The following is a 13,655-nucleotide window of genomic DNA, read 5'->3' on the forward strand; positions in this document are numbered from 1 at the left end:
CATGGCGGCATCCAAGCATCATTTTCTGGCTGAAACCGGGGGAATGGCCCGCTTTGTGTGGCGCTTTTTCCGGGAGGTGTTCCGTCCGCGCTATGAGGTGCAGGAGTTTCTGTACCAGTGCTATGTGGTGGGCTACCAGTCGTTGCCCTTGGTCAGCATCACGGGTTTTATCATGGGGCTGGTACTCACGCTGCGCCTCCACCCTACTATGGTCACGTTTGGAGCGGAGTCCTGGATTCCGGCCATGGCCGGGCTCACCATCATCCGCGAAGTGGCGCCACTGATTTCCGCATTAATGGTAGCCGGTAAAGTCAGCTCAGATATGGGCGCTGAGCTGGGCGCCATGCGCGTTTCAGAGCAGATTGATGCCATGGAAGTATCAGGCTCTAACCCCTTTAAGTATCTGGTAGTGACGCGGGTACTGGCTACCACCCTTATGATGCCTATACTTTCTATTCTGGCGGCAACTATTGGACTGTATGCGGCCTACCTGGGCGTGAATATGCACACAGTAACTCCCCTGCTGATGTTCACGAATGACATTCTGAAGCCCCTCACATTTGGCGACGTGCTGCCGGCCTTACTGAAAACCTTCTTTTTCGGCTTCGCCATTGGCATCATTGGCTGTTACAAGGGCTACTACTGCCAGGAAGGAACGGAGGGAGTGGGCCGTGCCGCCAACTCGGCCGTAGTGGTGTCGTCGCTGGTGATTTTTGTACTGGATTTGCTGGCCGTCCAAATCAGCACCCTTTTGGGCTATAATTAGCCCGCCCGGTATTGCTTCTCACAATCGATGTAAATAATTGAGCCCCTGCGGCTTCCTATATCGGGAATTCGCAGGGGCTCAATTACATATCAGGGCAGTTTTTACTTACCCACCACCTTAAACAGCATGCCCGAGGACAGCTTGGTGGAAGTTTGCATACCGTTTAGAATAGCCATTTCCTGGTAGCGGCGGGAAGGAACTCCGTTAGCGGCCAGGGCGCTGGCCAGCGTCTGGCCGGCTTTGGCCGTGCGGATGCGAATGCGCTCCGGGGCTTTGTTGATTTTAGCGGCATCGGTGAGGCGACGGAAGCCCTGGGCCGTGTTCTGGAAAGTGGGGCCGTACGAGTTCAGCGTCTGGGGGGCACACAGGCCAATAAGGGCATAGATGGTTTGCCCATCCTGAATGAGGTAGCTGAGCGTGCTGGCCGATACGCCCTGCTGGCCCACCTGGTCGCCCTGCACAGCCAGTGCAGGGAAGCCGTTGATGGTGGTGCGGCTGGCCTGCGGCGACTGCAGATTAAGCTGTTTCGCCAGCACCTGGGCGGCTTCGTCCAGGGAATTGCCCGGGGCCAGCGTCAGAATCTGAACAGCCTTGCCATTGGGCTCTGCCATCTGAAACTGCTGGGGCGAGTTCTGGCTTTTCCAGCCACGAGGCACCGGAAACTGAAATTTCATTTCGGGGTGGTAGAACACGCTGTTTTCCACGTAGCCCTGGCGCGGGTCTTCGCCATACACCAGACCATCGAGGCGGCGCAGGTACTGGTTACGATTTACGGCCAGCTGGCGGCCGCCCACGTTCTGCTTGGCCTGGGCGGCCAGCTTTTTCACCGTGGTGTAGCGGTCGGCGGAATTGGGGTGGGTAGAGAGGAACGTGGGGATGCTAGCGGCGCCGCTGGCCTGTTCGGTGCGCTGCAGCGTCTGAAAGAAATCGGCCATGTGGGAGGCATCAAACCCGATTTTGGTGGAGTACTTCACGCCTAGCTGGTCGGCTTCGGTTTCATCACCGCGACCATATTTCAGCATGCCCAGACCTACCACCTGCTGCGCCACCCCACCCACCGACTGCATAAGGCGGGGAGCGACAATAGAGCCTAACAGAAAGCCAATACCTGCCACCGTGCTGCGGGTTTGCTGCTTCTGTCCATGGTGTGCGGTAATGTGGCCAATTTCGTGCCCCAGTACGCCGGAGAACTGGGCTTCATCATTGAAATAAGCCAGAATACCACGCGTGAAATACACGTGACCATCAGGAGTAGCAAAGGCGTTGATAACGGGGGAATCCAGCACAGTGAAGCCTTTTACATCGGCCGGGCGGTCGGATACGCGGCCCATGGCGCTACCTTTTTGGTCCATAAACTGCTGCAGGGCCGTGTTATTGAGCAGGCCAAACATGGCCACTACCTGAGGGTCGGGCTGGGCGCCCTGCACCGGGGCAGCAGCATTTACGGTAGCGCCCGTGGAGGAGCTTAACAGCGGCAGGAGTGCCAGTAAAGCACCCACGCTGAGGTTTCGAAAGAGAGACTTTTTCATGGGAGTACAATAGGAAAATCAGGCCAACAGTGGCCGGATGGCCTGCCAAACAGCACCAAGGCACCATTCAGCAGGCATTTGGCAGAGTATAGACCAATTTCGGGCCAAACCTTTCCGGCCTATTTCTCCACTACTTTAATGAGGGAGCCAGCATTTACCTGTTCGTTCAGTTGCATGCCGTTCAGGATGGCCATTTCCTCCAGGCGCTTTTCAGGTACGTTGTAGGAGCGCAGGGCGGCGGCCAGGTTGCTGCGCAGCTTCAGGGTCTTGATGCGCACGCGCTCCGGCTTGCGGTTCAGCTTGTCGGGGTCGGTGAGGCGCTGGAAGGCTTCGGCTACGCTGGTAAACTGGGGCGCGTAGCTGGGGAAATCGGCCGGGGCAGATACACCGATGAGGGCGAAGATGGTTTTACCATCCTGAATGAGGTAAGTGAGCGTGCGCACGCCGGCCACCTGCTGGCCGGTTTGCTGGTCCTGCTGCACCTGGTCGGCTACGAAAGCCAGGGCGGGAAAGCCGTTGATGGTGGTTTTCTTAGAATCAGTGGGCTGCAGGCTGAGCTGCTTGGCCAGGTTCTGGGCGGCTTCCTCCAGGGAGTTGCCGGGGGCCAGCATCAGCATTTGCAGCGCCTTGCCGGCGGGGTCGGCCATCTGGAATTGCTGGGGCGTATTCTGGTACTTCCAGCCCTGGGGTACGGGGAAGCGGAACTTCAGCTCGGGATGGTAGAACACGTTGTTTTCCACGAAGCCCTGCTTGGGGTCTTCCCCGTACACAATGCCGTCAATCATGCGCAGGTACTGGTCGCGGTTGATGGCCAACTTGGGGTTGCCGTTTTTCTGCTTCCAGTCGGCAGCCAACTGTTTTACGGTGTTGTAGCGGTCCTCGGGGTTAGGGTGCGTGCTGAGGAAGTCGGGAATGGCTTCGGCACCGCTCTGGGCCTGCTCCCGGGCAAGGGTCTGGAAGAAATCGGCCATTTCGGAAGCATCATACCCAATTTTGGAGGAGTATTGCACCCCCAGCTCATCGGACTGCCGCTCATCATCACGGCCAAACTTTAGGAACAGCAGCTGCATGCCCTGCATGGCCTGCTCGCCAAACTGCGCCAGCTTGGGTGAGGCAATCATGGCCCCCATCAAACCCACCTGCCCAATAATGGCGCTGGTTTGCTGCTTGGCGGAGTGCCGGGCCGTTACGTGGCCAATTTCGTGACCCAGCACGCCGGCAAACTGCGCTTCGTTGTTGAAGTGGGCCATAATGCCGCGCGTGAAATACACGTAGCCACCGGGAATGGCAAAGGCGTTGATAATGGGCGAATCAACAATGCGAAAGTTGTAGGTCAGCTCGGGGCGGTGCGAGATGGCGCCCATCTGCTTGCCCTTTTCATTGATGAACTTCTGCAGCTTATCATCGGGATACAAGCCAAACTGGGCCACCACGGCGGGGTCCGACTGCTGACCCATGGCCAGCTCCTGCCCTTCCGACACCAGCATCACTTCTTTTTTGCCGGTGACGGGGTTGGTAGCGCAGGCATTTAGGAACAGCGCGGCCGCAACCGAGCTGCTTAACAGGAAAGGACGTATTTTCATGGGAGGGAGAATTGGTGGGAAAGAAGAGCGGAACAGGCATCCCGCCGGGGCAAAGCCTCCTTATAGTAGACAAAGGCCATGCCGCAACGGGTAGCCCTTGCAACGCAATGCTCCGGTAGAGGTTACGTTAGGCTGGTTTGGGGCTTTGCTCCTCTGATTTCTCCTCATCTTCCTGCTCGGCTTCCGCCAGCTGCTGATCTTCCAGCTCTACGGTGGTGGGGCGCCCGTGCCACCGGTCCAGCCAGTTCATGACGGGCGTAGCCAGCATACCGTGTACTATGATGGAGGTAAGCACCGTGAAGCCCGTAATAGCCCACAGCTCCCGCATCTGCGGAAAATCGGCCTTGGTGACGGCAAAAGCCAGATAAAAGAAGGAGCCGATACCCCGGATGCCGAAGGTGGAAATAACCAGTCGCTCCGGGAAATTGAGGCGCGAAATGCGGCTGCGCCACAGCGTTAGCATGCCGCCCAACGGCCGCAGCAGAAACAGCGCAAAAAGCCCCAGCCCCGCGCCGCGCCAGGTGAGCGGGGCCAGCAGCCCGCGCGCCAGGGCGCCGCCAAAAAGAATCAGAATAACCACAATGAACAGCCGCTCCAGCTGGTCCGTGAATTCGTGCATCTCGGTATGGTACTCGTGGCTACGCTCGTGGGCGCGCAGCGTAATGGCGGCAATAAAAACTGCCAGGAAACCATACCCGTGCAGCATCTCCGTAACCCCATAGGCCACCAGTGTAACAGAAAGCGCTACAAACCCATAGGCCTCCGGGTTGATCCGAATGCGGTGAGGCAGGTCAAAAATCAGGAATGACAAGACTTTGCCGGCCATCCAGCCGCCTACTACGCCCGCCCCCAGTCGGTAGAGCATATCCATCCAGGCCCACTCCAGCAGCCGCTCCGAAATAGACAGCGTAGAGGGCAGCAACGCCAGCGCCAGGTACACAAACGGAAAGGCCAGCCCATCATTCAGGCCAGCTTCGCCCGTGAGAGCAAAGCGCACATTGTCTTCGCGGCCCTCGCCGGGGTTGCCCACCTGCACGTCGCCGGCCAGTACGGGGTCGGTGGGAGCCAGGGTGGCCGCCAGCAGCAGCGCTGAGGCCGGCAGCAGGCCCGCCAGACGCCAGGCCACCACCATAAAGCCAGCAATGGATACCACCATGAGAATGAGCACCAGTTGCAGGGGCACGCGCCAGCGCCAGAACGAAAACGGCCGGTCTATCTTGAGGCCGGTACCGGTGAGGGCCACAATCACGCACAGCTCCGTGAGGTGCGTGGTGAAAGGCGCATACCGGACAGGATCCGGGTTGGGCAGGCCCAGGGGCAAGGAATATACCAACGCCCCCAGCCCTACAAACAGAATGGGGTACGAAAGCGGATATTTGCGAAGCAGGGAAGGCAGCCAGGCTACAGCCAGAATGGCTATACCCATTACTACCAAAGCCAAGTTGTAGAGCGACATCCAACGGAGGTGAGGAGAGGCAGAAGTAAGTACCGCTTACGCAAGTGCGCCGCTTTTGGCTACCACGCGTTGCTGGAGGAAGTGGAGGTTAAATTTCAAAAACCGCCGGGCGGTGCCTGCCGTCCGGTACCGGAAAAATGCTATGTTTACCTGGCAGCAGTAGCCCGCTGCCCGGCCTATTATGACAGAGAAGATTCTTGCCTCCCTGCGGGCCCAAAAGCTGGTATCGGCGGAGCAGGCTGCGGCTATTACCACCTACGAGCAGACCAAGCCTTTTGCGCTCTACTACGAGCTGCGGGCACTACTCGCGCTGGGCGTCACGCTGCTGAGCACCGGGCTGGGCCTGCTGATTTATCAGCATATTGACAGCATTGGCCATGGCTTTATAGTGGCGGGCATAGCGCTGCTTAGCGCCGGGGCGTTTGCCTACGCCTACCGGAAGCGGCAGCCGTTTACCTGGCAGACCAACCCCACCCTTACTACCGGCGCCGACTACGCCCTACTGCTGGCCTGCCTCACCTTTCTCACGCTGGTAGGTTACCTGCAGTACCAGTATAACCTGTTTGGCAGCCGCTACGGCCTGCTGGTGCTGCTGCCCACCCTCGTGTTCTTTTACTGCGCCTACCGCTTCGACCACCGCGGGGTGCTGTCTATGGCCATTACCGGGCTGGCCGCCTGGGTGGGCGTAACCATAGCGCCCCTGTCGGTTTTCACCCAAAACAACTATGCCCTCCCCCACCTGAGCTATGCTGCGCTTGGCTTGGGGCTGTTACTGTGCGCAGTAGGGCTGTTTTCTGAACATGAGGACCGCAAAAGGCACTTCGCCTACTCCTATCTGCTGCTGGGCAGTAATCTGGCCCTAGTGGCCGCCAGCAGCACCTTGTGGCATGATGCCGCGGAGCTGCGCTTTCTACCCCCGGTGCTGGCGGCACTGCTGATTCTGGCCCTGAGTGGGGGCTTGTACTGGTACGCCCGCCGGAGCCACTCCTACGTTTTTCTGCTGCTGGGGGCGCTGTACGGGTATATGGCCTTCACCTACCTTTTCTTTCAGCTGCACAGCTCCATCAACATAACATTAGCCTTCCTGTATTTTCCGCTTTCCACAATTGGAGCCATTCGGCTGCTCTTCAACCTGAAAAAGATTATGGGAATCCATGAAAGCAAAGGCGTATAACGAACAGAGGATTTTCAATGGACTGGTGCAGCAAGCCGCCCGGCGGTGGAACAAACTCAATCTGCTATCAGCGGAGCAAGTGAAGTCAATAACCTTGGCGTATCCCGATGACCACTATGCCCCGCACCTGCTTACAAAAATTGCGCTCTTCATCCTCACCTGTATTGGCACTTTTGGGGCAGCGCTGTTCGTGTTCCTGATGGTTGGCTCCTTCTCGCAGTATGGCTTGCAGGAAGAACAGCTGTTTATCGCAGGCTCTGTACTCTGTGGCTTAGGTGCCTTTTTTTTTCTGGGAGTAGTAATTGCTAATGATAGGCTGTACCGCTCCGGTCCCGATAATGCCTTGCTCTACCTCGGCCTGAGCTTTCTAGTGGCCGCTCTGTGGCTCTTGTACAGCCTGGTACTACCGGGCCCCATGCAGGCGGAAGGATTAATTGCCCGCGGGCTGCTGTGGCAGCTACTGCTGCCCGTTTGGCTTGTACTGCTGGCAGCGGTGCTGCGCTACGCCGACCCTGTGGTAGCGACTGCAAGCCTGGCAACGTACCTGGCAATTGTGGCCACCTTTACGTTGCAGTTCACGCTGGGCAAAGCGCTACTGCCGTTTGTGCTGATGCTGGCTGCCGGTGGTAGCTACTACACCGTAAAGCACCTCTCTCGTCGTCCCGATGCCTACTACCACACCAGCCTGCTGACCACAAAAGTCCTTTCAATAGCATGCTTTTACCTGGCCGGCAACTACCTGATAGTGCGCGAAGGCAACGCCCTGCTCCATAACCTGCCGGTTTCCACCCAAATCAGCTTCGCGCCGCTTTTTTACTTTTTCACGGCAGCTATTCCCCTGCTGTACCTCTACACGGCATTGCGGCGCGCCGACCGTATTTTTCTGCACACTGGCCTGCTTACCCTGGCATTTTCTCTGTATACCATTCGGTTTTACCGGCAGGTGTTACCCCTGGAAGTGGCGCTTACCCTGGGCGGCGCGGCGCTTATTCTGGTAGCGGGCTGGGCACTGCGCTACCTGCGACCCGCCCGCCACGGCCTCACCTCCGAGCCAGCCAACAGCCCCGCTTTTGCGCACCTGAACCTGGAAGCGTTGGTTACCTCTCACCTCACTGAACACAGCCTGAAAGTACCGGAGCGGGGCTTTCAGTTTGGCGGTGGCTCTTCGGGTGGTGGTGGCGCCGTTGGGGAATATTAAGCAAGCACAAGAGTCTGGCGTTTGATTTTCCGGGCTACGGCCGGCGCCCGTTCACGGCGGTGCGCTGGTAGCCAATGAGCAAATCGGCGCGGGAGCCCGGCGGGCGGTAATACACCAGCAGGTCGTACTCATTTTCGGTTTCCTGGTGGCTGCCTTCAAAGTAGGCTTCGTTGGGAACGGCGGCTCCGCCCACGGCAAAGGAGTAGTTGTAATAGCCCTGCTTCAGCAGCGCGTGGCCCGTGTATTCCTGCTGGGCAGCATCGTACGTCAGTTTGAACTCCTCTTTTAGCTGCCAGTCAGACAAAGCGCCCAGCACGTACACCGGGCCAGGAGCGGCTTGTGGGGCGCGTAGCCGGAAAGTAACGTCCAGGTAATCGGCGTTAGTGGCGCCGTTGCCGTAGTCGCGGCTCTCGAACACGCGCTGGCCATTCACGTCCTCGTACTGGGTGTAGGCCTGCTCGCGGCGGGTAGCTTCGGGCTGCAGCAGGGCCGCGCGCGGGGTGGCCTCGGCATTTAGCTTGGCTACCCCTACGCCCAAGGCGCGGTAGCTGCGCAAATCCACAAACCGGTACTCTGACAGACCCAGAAAGGCATTTTCAAAGTTAAAATATTGGTATTCCAGCCGCCGTTCCGCATCGCGCACAAAGGTGGGGCGCAGGTTATAATGGGCGTTGTCCCACCGGAAATTCTGCCGCAATACCACTTTCACTTCCTGCGCCGGGTTTACCAGGTTCACGCCCCCGTAGCTAATGCCAAAGTTGAGCTGCTGCATGGTGTAGCGCTCCTGTCCCGCGGCCAGCGGGCCCGGCTGCAGGAAGGTGCGCACCTGCTCTTCGTACACCAGCACCCGGCGCGAAAGCAGCGGCGTGCCCGCCCCGTTTTGCACCACCAGCAGGTAGTTACCGCTGATTTTCACGCGCGGCACCCGCAACCGGTAGTGGAAATACGGCACCCGGGTATTCACGGAGGTGCGGTAATCCGTCAGCAGAAACTCGTTGATGTCACTCAGAAACTGAATATCGGTGAGAATGGAGGGCGTCCAGTCCACGTTGCAATGCACCAGCTTAGCGGTGAGGCGCTGGCTTTGCTGGCCCAATACGTCAAACTCCAGCACCACAGGCTGCGCCTGGGCCAGCGGCACTACGGGCGGCTCAAACACCTCGGTGGGTTGCCCGGAGCCTACGTAGCATTGCACCGACTGCACATCTTTGGAGTAGATATAGTCCTGGTAGCGCAGTGCCACCTTCGGCGTTTGCACCGGGCTGCTCTGGCCCGTTCGGGCAGCGTTAGGGTCGGTTATTGGCGTACCCAGGGGCACGCAGGCGGTGGCGAGGAAAAGCAGAGCGGGTGCGAAACGGTGATGCATAAGCGCGAATGTAATATGAATAGTAGCGCGAAGCTCCGGCTTCGCGTACGAGCGAAGCGAGTAGCAAGCTGGCGCTGACGAATAGCTTACGCGTAGAAACTCGCTCTGCTCGTGCGCAAAGCCGGAGCTTCGCGCTACTTTTAACTTAGTAAGTCGGCTTATGGCTAGTTCAGACCTGATTCAATACCGGCGCAACTTGCCCCATATTTTACCACCGGGCACTAACCTGTTTATAACTTTTCGTTTGGCTGATTCCCTGCCACGTGTTGTGCTTGACCAACTGCGGGATGAATGGAATCTTCTCTCTCAGGAAGATGCTGATGAAAGTGAGGCCTATGCTCGGCAGAAGCGCTACTTCGGCAGGTTTGACCATCTCCTTGATCAGGCCGACCACGGGCCAATCTGGCTTTCAGAGCCTACAGTGGCAGAAGCAGTGCGCGAGGCCCTTCACTATTATGATGACCGGGCGTATCGGCTGATCTGTTACTGCGTTATGCCCAATCATGTCCATCTGGTCATTACGCTACCCGATGATGCGCAGCCCCTGGCCCGCACGCTACAATCCATCAAAAGCTATACGGCTGCCAAAGCTAATTTACTGCTACAACGCACTGGCCAGTTCTGGCAGCGGGAAAGCTACGACCACCTGGTGCGTGATGCTGCCGAAATGGAACGGGTAATAAGCTACGTGCTGGAAAACCCCGTAAAAGCAGGCTTAGTAGATGACTGGCAAATCTGGCCCCATTCGTACTGGAAGGAAGAGTAGCGCAAAAATAGTAGCGCGAAGCTCCGGCTTCGCGTACGAGCAACGCGAGTTCCAGGCGTAGGCTGACGCGTGGTTACTCGCTGCACTCGTACGCGAAGCCGGAGCTTCGCGCTACTATCTTAATTGATCTAACTCGGCCTTATATCTCCGCCAGCATTTCCCAACGGTCGTTCAACTGGGCCAGCTCTTTCTTCACCTGCTCAAACTTGAGCGTGGTGTCTTTCAGTTGGGAGGCGTTCTGGTAAATCTGGGGGTCGGCTAGCTGGGCTTCGTACTGGGCCAGCTCTTTTTCCCGCTCCTCAATTTTCTTTTCTACCTCGGCCAGCTCGCGCAGGGCTTTTTTCTGGTCGGGCGAGGGAGTTTTGGCGGGGCCGGCGTCGGCTTTGGGCGTGGGCTTGGGGGCGGCTTTGGGTGCCGGTGCATTCAGCGCCGCCTTTTTGGCTGCTTTTTCGCGGTCTTCCATCCACTGCTCCCACTCGGCGTAGGTGCCGGGGTATTCCTTCAGCTGGAAATCCTCGATGTACCAGATTTTGTTGGCCACGTTCTCCACAAAGAAACGGTCGTGGCTAATGACGATGTAGGTGCCCTGATACTGGTACAGGGCCTGGATCAGGATGTTCACCGACTGCATGTCCAAGTGGTTGGTCGGTTCGTCCAGCAGCAGGAAGTTGGCTTCCGAAATCAGGGTTTTGGCCAGGGCCACGCGGCTTTTCTCGCCGCCGGATAGCACCTTGATTTTCTTGTATACCTCGTCGCCGGTGAACAGGAAGGAGCCCAGCACCGAGCGCAACTCCATTTCGGAGCGCTTGGAGCCGGCTTCCACCATTTCCTGCAGAATCTCATTATCGATGCGCAGGCTTTCCAGCTGGTGCTGGGCGTAGAACGACATGATGACGTTGTGGCCCAGCTGGTGGTTGCCGTTGGTGGGCGCCTCCGAGCCGGCCACCAGCCGCATCAGAGTAGATTTACCCTTACCATTGGCGCCGATGAGGGCAATTTTGTCGCCCCGCTCAATGTGCACGTGCGTATCGCGGAAGATGATTTTCTCGCCGTACTTCTTGCTCACGTGCTCCATGCGCAGAATGTGGCGGCCGGGCGTGACGGTGAAGTTGAACTTGATGTTCACCTTGGCGTCGTCGCCGGCCACGTCCTCAATGCGCTCCAGCTTGTCTAGGGCCTTCACGCGGCTCTGGGCCTGCTTGGCTTTGGAGGCTTTGGCTTTAAAACGCTCAATAAACCGCTCGGCCTGCTTAATCTGGGCCTGCTGGTTTTCAAAAGCGCCTTTCTGAATGGCGTTGCGCTCCTCCTTTTCTTCCAGGTAGAAGCTATAGTTGCCGGCGTAGGGCACCAGCTTGCCGCCCGTTACCTCCACCGTGGTGTTGGTGGTGCGGTCCAGGAATTCCCGGTCGTGCGATACAATGATAACGGCGCCTTCGTAGCCGGCCAGGTAGTTTTCAATCCACTTAATGGAGGGCAAGTCCAGGTGGTTGGTTGGTTCGTCGAGGAGCAGCAAAGAGGGTTGCTGGAGCAGGATTTTAGCCAGCATTACGCGCATGCGCCAGCCGCCGGAGAACAGCTTCAGGGGTTTCTGCAGCTCCTCGGTGGTAAAGCCCAGACCTTCCAGAATTTCTTCGGTGCGGGCCTGCATGGTGTAGCCGCCCAGCGCCTCAAAACGCTCCTGCAGCGCGGCCAGCTTGTCTACCAGGTCGTCGGTGTAGTTGTTTTCAAACTCCAGCAGCACCTCATCAATCTTCTTCTGCACGTCCAGCGCCTCGGCGAAGGCCTGCATGGCCACAATCAGGATGGGCTCGTGCGAGTCGTAGGAAAGCAAATCCTGGTTCAGGAAGCCCAGGCTCACGTCCTTGCTCATGGAAATGCTGCCGCCGTCGGGCTTGTACTCGCCCACCAGAATGCGCAGCAGCGTAGATTTACCCCGGCCGTTCAGCCCAATGAGGCCAATCTTATCCTTGGGCTTAATATGAAGGCTGGCCTTGTCGTACAGAGTACGCGAGCCAAAGTGAAAATCGAGGTCAGAAATGGAAATCATCTACTTTGCGAGGTATCAGGCCGCAAAGGTACGGGTTTGTAGATTGAAGCAACTAGGCTAACTTTGGCTACTGTTTAATCGTCATGCAATAACCTATGTGGACTCTTATTGAGGGAATATGTATTGGGTTTCTAAATATCCCACCTCTCATGAAATATTTAGTAGCTCCTAGTATATTTTCTACCTTAGATGTAATACTAGTATATATAACTGCTTATTTCTCTCGAAAAAAACAGTTCAAGCAGGCAACTGCATTAGCCTTATCTGAGAACATGAATGAAGGAGAATTTGATGATCTTTTGAATCAATATATTACCCCAAGCCCCCCTTTTGGCATTGCAGTTATTATGTTTGTAAGACAATATATAACTATTTCTGTTTTAGGCTTCATAATAAGCATCATTAAAAGCTATTTTTTTAGTTAAATCGTCTTATTAACAAAATTCGGTCGATAGCCTGTATTCCTAACACTGTGGATATTGAGTTAGGCACGCGTTATGAAAACGCAACTTTGTTTATAGTTTTTCATGTATAAATACCTCCTGCCGCTCCCCCTCCTACTCACCTTCGCCAGCTGCCGTTCTACAGAACAGGAATCAGACAATGGCGGCACTACGGAAACCGTACCCGCCGCCGTGAAGGGCGAAGTTTCCACCACCGAAACCGTAGGCGAAACCGGCCGCAACCACGCCTACATCAAGCGCTTTTATCAGGACAAAGGCCGCTACTACGTCACTGCGGACTACATCCAGTTCCTGAACGGCGAAGCGGCCATAGCCGCCGCCAGACGCAAAGGCGACGCTGAGCTGACTGTACAGAACGGTGACACTACCTATGCCATTTTCAACGATTACTACATCGTGAATGACGATGCGCGCCAGCGCACTTTTCCGCTCAGCGAGCAGGCCGTTATCACTCTCTGGGACCGTACTACCGAATTGCAGCAGACCACGATAACGCCTGCTCAATTACAGGCCAGAAACCCGGAGCTGCTCAGCGCCACGCCTTTTATCATCGAAACAAAGCAAGGCGTAGTAACCAGCCTGACGGAGCAGTATATTCCTTAAACCAGCCTAGCGGTTGTAGAGCACATCAAAGCGGCCATCTGTTAGCTCGATGGTGCGCCCGGCATTCGTCGTTTCGTCCAGGCGGCCTTCAAACGTACCGGATACGATGGATTGCACGGTATCTATTTTTGTAATAGTGATGGTAGTAGCCCCGTTGAGCAAACTCTGGTACGCAACCCCGCCGAATTCATTATCAGTGAAGGAAAGCTGATTATTTACGTGCCCGCCGTTGCTTTTTGGCACTGCCAGCCGGGCCGGATATACCCCTGGTCCCCCGAGAGAATCGACCGTAAGTACAAACGCCTGATTTAGGCGGGTGCCGGTGCGGTAGGCACTGATCTGTAAATTCAGCGTCCCATCGGGGTTGCGGTATGCGGAGGCCTCTACCTGGTTATCGGCGCAGCCGTAGATGCCGCACACCCGGCCGGCCGGTACCCACACCCCGCCAAACACCCGGAACCCCAGCGTCTCGGCGCCGGTAGTGGTAGCCGCCGGCAGCTCAGCCTTAGGGTCAGCGCCTGATTTTTTGCAGCTCTGGAAGGGCAGTGCAGCAAGCAGAACAAGGTAAGGCAGGATTTTCATAGCGGTGATTTGAACCAGGTGCCCGCTGTTCCCATACGCTACGAAGTAAACGCAGCGTATGGGAACAGCAGACGCAGGCTTTCATTTCTGCGGCCTAGCACTTTCAAAGTGCGTAAATAGT

The 13,655-nt window shown here is 56.9% G+C and carries 12 protein-coding genes; 6 read left to right on the forward strand and 6 right to left on the reverse strand.

The genetic code is table 11. The annotated features are described in order from the left end of the window. Window position 1: 1 nt before the first annotated feature. Window positions 2-766 carry an MlaE family ABC transporter permease gene (locus PK28_RS12730; RefSeq protein ID WP_044514373.1) on the forward strand — a complete coding sequence of 255 codons (765 nt, stop codon included), beginning with the start codon at window positions 2-4 and terminating at the stop codon, window positions 764-766. Window positions 767-867: 101 nt separating this feature from the next. Here the strand turns inward: PK28_RS12730 and PK28_RS12735 are convergent, their stop codons facing one another. From PK28_RS12735 to PK28_RS12745, 3 genes are all read right to left on the reverse strand, one after another. Further along, window positions 868-2,295: a M48 family metalloprotease gene (locus tag PK28_RS12735; RefSeq protein WP_048825989.1), complete on the reverse strand. Its 1,428-nt coding sequence runs from the start codon at window positions 2,293-2,295 to the stop codon at window positions 868-870. Window positions 2,296-2,414: 119 nt separating this feature from the next. After that, the gene (locus PK28_RS12740) at window positions 2,415-3,878 is read right to left on the reverse strand and encodes a M48 family metalloprotease (RefSeq protein ID WP_044514375.1); all 1,464 of its coding nucleotides are present in this window, start codon (window positions 3,876-3,878) and stop codon (window positions 2,415-2,417) included. A gap of 127 nt (window positions 3,879-4,005) precedes the next feature. After that, complete coding sequence (locus PK28_RS12745) at window positions 4,006-5,334, reverse strand: cation:proton antiporter (protein WP_044514377.1); 1,329 nt, start codon at window positions 5,332-5,334, stop codon at window positions 4,006-4,008. A 181-nt stretch (window positions 5,335-5,515) separates the two neighbouring features. On the opposite strand from PK28_RS12745, the gene PK28_RS12750 reads away from it, so the two are divergent. Both PK28_RS12750 and PK28_RS12755 read left to right on the forward strand, forming a co-directional pair. Beyond that, on the forward strand, window positions 5,516-6,508 hold the full coding sequence (locus PK28_RS12750) for a DUF2157 domain-containing protein (protein WP_044514380.1): 993 nt from the start codon (window positions 5,516-5,518) through the stop codon (window positions 6,506-6,508). After that, window positions 6,489-7,706 carry a hypothetical protein gene (locus tag PK28_RS12755; RefSeq protein ID WP_044514383.1) on the forward strand — a complete coding sequence of 406 codons (1,218 nt, stop codon included), beginning with the start codon at window positions 6,489-6,491 and terminating at the stop codon, window positions 7,704-7,706. Before PK28_RS12750 ends, PK28_RS12755 begins: the two co-directional genes overlap by 20 nt. A 34-nt stretch (window positions 7,707-7,740) precedes the next feature. On the opposite strand, the gene PK28_RS12760 is transcribed toward PK28_RS12755, so the two are convergent. After that, a complete protein-coding gene (locus PK28_RS12760) occupies window positions 7,741-9,072 on the reverse strand; it encodes a type IX secretion system plug protein (protein ID WP_071885150.1) in 1,332 nt (443 codons plus the stop codon). Window positions 9,073-9,340: 268 nt separating this feature from the next. On the opposite strand from PK28_RS12760, the gene PK28_RS19735 reads away from it, so the two are divergent. Next, on the forward strand, window positions 9,341-9,838 hold the full coding sequence (locus PK28_RS19735) for an REP-associated tyrosine transposase (protein WP_197070414.1): 498 nt from the start codon (window positions 9,341-9,343) through the stop codon (window positions 9,836-9,838). A 139-nt stretch (window positions 9,839-9,977) separates the two neighbouring features. On the opposite strand, the gene PK28_RS12770 is transcribed toward PK28_RS19735, so the two are convergent. Continuing rightward, on the reverse strand, window positions 9,978-11,885 hold the full coding sequence (locus PK28_RS12770; RefSeq protein ID WP_044514388.1) for an ABC-F family ATP-binding cassette domain-containing protein: 1,908 nt from the start codon (window positions 11,883-11,885) through the stop codon (window positions 9,978-9,980). A gap of 149 nt (window positions 11,886-12,034) precedes the next feature. Between PK28_RS12770 and PK28_RS20475 the strand changes: the two genes are divergently transcribed. Further along, on the forward strand, window positions 12,035-12,310 hold the full coding sequence (locus PK28_RS20475; RefSeq protein ID WP_156126377.1) for a hypothetical protein: 276 nt from the start codon (window positions 12,035-12,037) through the stop codon (window positions 12,308-12,310). Window positions 12,311-12,412: 102 nt separating this feature from the next. Beyond that, window positions 12,413-12,952: a hypothetical protein gene (locus PK28_RS12775; protein ID WP_044514392.1), complete on the forward strand. Its 540-nt coding sequence runs from the start codon at window positions 12,413-12,415 to the stop codon at window positions 12,950-12,952. 6 nt (window positions 12,953-12,958) lie between these two features. On the opposite strand, the gene PK28_RS12780 is transcribed toward PK28_RS12775, so the two are convergent. Next, window positions 12,959-13,534: a Riean_0653 family protein gene (locus tag PK28_RS12780; protein ID WP_044514395.1), complete on the reverse strand. Its 576-nt coding sequence runs from the start codon at window positions 13,532-13,534 to the stop codon at window positions 12,959-12,961. Window positions 13,535-13,655: the final 121 nt, after the last annotated feature.

Source organism: Hymenobacter sp. DG25B, assembly GCF_000801315.1.
Classification (GTDB): Bacteria; Bacteroidota; Bacteroidia; order Cytophagales; family Hymenobacteraceae; genus Hymenobacter.

Excerpts from the sequence above, each read along its gene's own strand:
- PK28_RS12750 (WP_044514380.1), top strand. The coding sequence starts at position 5,516 with ATGACAGAGAAGATTCTTGCCTCCCTGCGGGCCCAAAAGCTGGTATCG.
- PK28_RS12780 (WP_044514395.1), bottom strand. The coding sequence starts at position 13,534 with ATGAAAATCCTGCCTTACCTTGTTCTGCTTGCTGCACTGCCCTTCCAG.
- PK28_RS12770 (WP_044514388.1), bottom strand. The coding sequence starts at position 11,885 with ATGATTTCCATTTCTGACCTCGATTTTCACTTTGGCTCGCGTACTCTG.
- PK28_RS12730 (WP_044514373.1), top strand. The coding sequence starts at position 2 with ATGGCGGCATCCAAGCATCATTTTCTGGCTGAAACCGGGGGAATGGCC.
- PK28_RS12755 (WP_044514383.1), top strand. The coding sequence starts at position 6,489 with ATGAAAGCAAAGGCGTATAACGAACAGAGGATTTTCAATGGACTGGTG.
- PK28_RS12745 (WP_044514377.1), bottom strand. The coding sequence starts at position 5,334 with ATGTCGCTCTACAACTTGGCTTTGGTAGTAATGGGTATAGCCATTCTG.
- PK28_RS12740 (WP_044514375.1), bottom strand. The coding sequence starts at position 3,878 with ATGAAAATACGTCCTTTCCTGTTAAGCAGCTCGGTTGCGGCCGCGCTG.
- PK28_RS20475 (WP_156126377.1), top strand. The coding sequence starts at position 12,035 with ATGAAATATTTAGTAGCTCCTAGTATATTTTCTACCTTAGATGTAATA.
- PK28_RS12735 (WP_048825989.1), bottom strand. The coding sequence starts at position 2,295 with ATGAAAAAGTCTCTCTTTCGAAACCTCAGCGTGGGTGCTTTACTGGCA.
- PK28_RS12760 (WP_071885150.1), bottom strand. The coding sequence starts at position 9,072 with ATGCATCACCGTTTCGCACCCGCTCTGCTTTTCCTCGCCACCGCCTGC.
- PK28_RS12775 (WP_044514392.1), top strand. The coding sequence starts at position 12,413 with ATGTATAAATACCTCCTGCCGCTCCCCCTCCTACTCACCTTCGCCAGC.